The sequence below is a fragment of the Proteus sp. fly-1008 genome (assembly GCF_040140305.1).
In the GTDB taxonomy this organism is placed as follows: domain Bacteria; phylum Pseudomonadota; class Gammaproteobacteria; order Enterobacterales; family Enterobacteriaceae; genus Proteus; species Proteus vulgaris_B.
The window spans coordinates 1-3,808 of the sequence record NZ_JBEEWH010000030.1 but is presented as its reverse complement, the minus strand read 5'-3'; the positions used below and the strand labels follow the sequence as shown (position 1 = coordinate 3,808).

Sequence of the window (3,808 nt, the reverse complement as noted above, 5' to 3'; positions counted from 1 at the left end):
TCAAGAGAAGTCTTGTAAAGATTCTTTTAGTTAATCAGCTATCTTCGGACAAGGTTGGGGTTAACGCTTTCAGAAAAAAACACAGGGCACGGATGCCCTTGCTTAGTCTTTGTGGTTGAGGATTATTTATTCATATTTATTATTCAATTCTTTGCTATATTTGTTCATGAATTTGTATATGTTATCCTCTGTTTGCTTTATTTTATCTTCGCTTAAGTCAATTTCTTTCATAAGTTCATACAAATCATCATTATTCACATGAGCATCGCTTTCATCCGAGGCAATAGCTAAGTCGGTAAACTCTTTATACTTAACGCATGATCCCATATTTTCGCATTGTTTTTCTATTATATCCTCAGCCCCCATATATATGATGTAAGGGAGAGCCATCTTTAGATTATCGGGGATGCTTTTTTTATTTGTTTTAGAAAAATTTATTGTCGATACACAATCTTTTAAGATAGGGCTATCCATAACAAAGCCACCACCAATACAAACCATGTCCACTTTTGAGCCGGGAACCATATTCAACACATAAGGATCTTCCTTATCTACATTAAACATAGTTCCACCAAGTATAAAATCAGGAGATGTTGATTTAACAGAAGCGTTCCCTAGAAAATCCTCCGTTACACTTTCAACTATTCCAACAACTCTTATCCTCTTACCTTTGTACTTATTATTCGCAACCAATTCATTCTGTTTATATTCTTTGTACAACTGCGTTGTGCTAACAGAGGAACTAACCCCTTTCAATTCACTATCATTTATTACATTTTCTTTTTGTTTTCTGCGTTCAATGTCGTTAATTATAGAGGTAGCAACAGTATTAAAATTATTAAATGCCTCTTTGTTTCTTGGTAAAGGCAATCCGTATGCGTCATACGTTACTTTTGCATTTATTGCTTTTTCATTTCTTATTTGTATTGACTGAACATTAATCATTAATGGAGTGTGATGGTGTCCAGTCATTGAATACATTAATTTACCAGTAACTGACACGCTGTTATTTAAGCTATTTTCATATTTCTTATACAAGTCATCACTAAGAACTAGTTGAAACTTATTTTTACTTCCCCAATCAGCACTTCCTTTTGCACATGTAATTGGATCTTTTGTATTAAGAACCCAGTAAGTTTCTGGCTTATCACCTAGCTCAACACTTTCATAATTAGGGGGACCAGGGAATACTGTTCTCTTTATTATTCCAGATAGAGTGATTTTCTGACCTTCTTCATAGCAATTTTCTGACGAGTTATTAACCTTGCCACTGTTAGCTATATTACGATAAAGAATAGTAGATCTCTTATACCAATCAGAAATACACTCTACTGTTTCGCAATTATCCTGCCTAAGCTTCCAGTTTTGCTTAACCAACTTTTTAAACTCTGCATTGTTACCAGTTACTAATTTTGCTTGTAGGTAATCAACGTACAGCTCATCATCCATCTTGGACAATTCAGGGGTGTTACATATTAACTGCCCTACCTTACTTGGCTCTTTACTGCAATCAAAACTAGCGCCATAAGAAAAACTAGAAAAAATAACCAAGCCAGCAACAATATTCTTAAGCATTGTTATATCCCTTTATAAATTTACTTTATGAATATTGCCACTGGCATAGTGCAACTTCCAGCAAATTAACTCATTGTCGGCATAAGTTGTGAGAGAGATTCCCTTGCTGCTTGCTTGCCATCATTTATTGTTCCTTTGATGGTTGATGAAGTGCTAGTAATATTAATGTCGCCAATCGTTACATCTGTCTTATTATTAACAGTTGATGGTTGACTATTTAATTTCTGAGTTTGAGATAAAAAGTTTTGAGCCTCAAAGCCTGTATTTGACACGAGTGGCTTACTAATGGCTTTGTTAAGAGAGTTAATGTTGTTGGCAAGATTAACAGATGGATCACCGGTTCCTTTTATGGCTGCCATAACTAATGATTTATCATAAGGTAATTGCTTCCCTATTTCCTCCTTACTCATTGCATTCATTAGTGCGTACATCATTTCTGGATCATTGAGATTTATTATCTCAGTAGGTGACACTGATAGTTTTTCTGAAACCCTTTTTACATACCCTTTAGTATCATTATTATCAGCACTTGGCGCCCAAGCCTTAACAATATCCTGTACTGTTTGTAGCTTCCTGTTCCCTACCGCCCTTGATTTACCATCAAAATACAGCATTAATTGCTTTACTGTCCTCTCCAGCCCTTCGTAAGGAGTCTCAAACTTAGCAAACCTAGCGTTCTTTCCTTCTTCTAAAGTAGCGCCTTTCTGACCAACAAAGTTCATATTAAGAGGATTGTTATTTCTTTCTCCTCTAGTATTTCCTAATTTTGGTGTTATTTCAGATTGATCTTTATCTGGTTTGTTTGCGCTAATGACTCTTTTTAGAAACCCGCCTGCATCATTAACAAATGACTCTGCAGCGCCACGAATTCCTTTTTTGTCAATCTCTTCCGTGGCATGACCAATAGCCTTTCCACCCGGCATTAACCAATCTAGCGAGCTTAAGATAATGTTCGCATTTTCAGCATTGCTTTTGTCTTTTGAAACATGAGATAAAGCATCTGCCGTTTTAACTCCTGTCATAGTGACGTTTGCCATTTCAGGAGCAAGTGATCCTAGATCTAAGTTATCAACAAAATCTTTAAACCATAATAGGCTACCTGCAACTGCCGCGATAATTACTCCAGGCCACCCCATGAGTCCAGCAAATGCACTGCCAATTGATAATATTGTTTTACCAAACCCAAGTGCAAACTTACCAGTGAAGAACGCAAGTAATCCACCTAATGCAAGTTTCCATCCATTAACCTTACCGTCCTGATCGGTAAACCATTTACCTATTGATGTATTCTTAAACCACTCAGATAAACCATCTAACCAACCAAGGACTGTCTCGATTGTTTTAGACCATTCAGACCAATCAAAGTAAGAGTCCTTTCCTTCTTTCCATCTTTTATAATCCCTATATAACAGTATTAATGCCGCGCCCAATGCAATCACTAACCCCGTTCCGGTAAGTAAAGGGGCGAACATGCCAGCCATTGCGATTGCACCCTTTATTAGTGCAGGGATCAGAAACACGGTGAGCACAACCGCCATTCCCTTAAACAGGTCTTTGGCTACCTCTCTATTTTTATTGAGGTAATCAAGCCAACCTGAGACTTTCTCAGAGAAACGGAGGAAGTAAGGCATTAAGTAGTTCGCAATGAGTGTTTTTAAACCTTCCCACTGCTTGCTGACTAATGCGTTTTGCTGGTTAAGTTGACGACTGAGCTTTAATTCTTCTTCGCTGGAGATAACGATATTCTTTTGAGTTTCTAGCATCTGTTGCATAGCCTGACGACCTTCAAGCAACAGATTTATTGTGCCGTCATCGAACCCCATATTTTTGGCAATGTTATACGCCTGAGGGCGTGACATTTTCGACAGGCTGTCAGATACATCGAGCAGGATGTCGTTAAGATCTCTAATTTGACCGCCAGAGTTAACCACATCGACATTGAGCGCATTAAACCAAGGTAAGATAGATGCATCACCTGTGGTTACTAAATTCCACAGGGATTGACTCAATCCTGATAAACTCGCCGCCATTCCATCAGCGCTACCGCCTGTCATCTCTGCCATGTTCTGCCACCGTTTGATGTCGGTTGCATTCATGCCTAAATTTTTACTTAGGAAATAGAGTTGATCATTGGTTTTGCTGGTTTCATCGACTAGCTTCTGTAAACCTGTTGAAGCAAAGATAGTTGTGAATAGACCAGATAAGGCTTTAACCACATTATTGATAGTCTTTT

General features: G+C 37.8%; 2 protein-coding genes. Both read right to left on the bottom strand.

The genetic code is table 11. From position 1 onward, the window contains the following. Positions 1-126: 126 nt before the first annotated feature. Positions 127-1,575, bottom strand: coding sequence for a DUF4431 domain-containing protein (locus ABN256_RS18825; RefSeq protein WP_349439911.1), 1,449 nt, complete (start codon positions 1,573-1,575; stop codon positions 127-129). A gap of 65 nt (positions 1,576-1,640) precedes the next feature. Beyond that, positions 1,641-3,808 (bottom strand): hypothetical protein (locus tag ABN256_RS18820; RefSeq protein ID WP_349439910.1); only part of this gene is annotated, 2,168 nt, incomplete at its 5' end.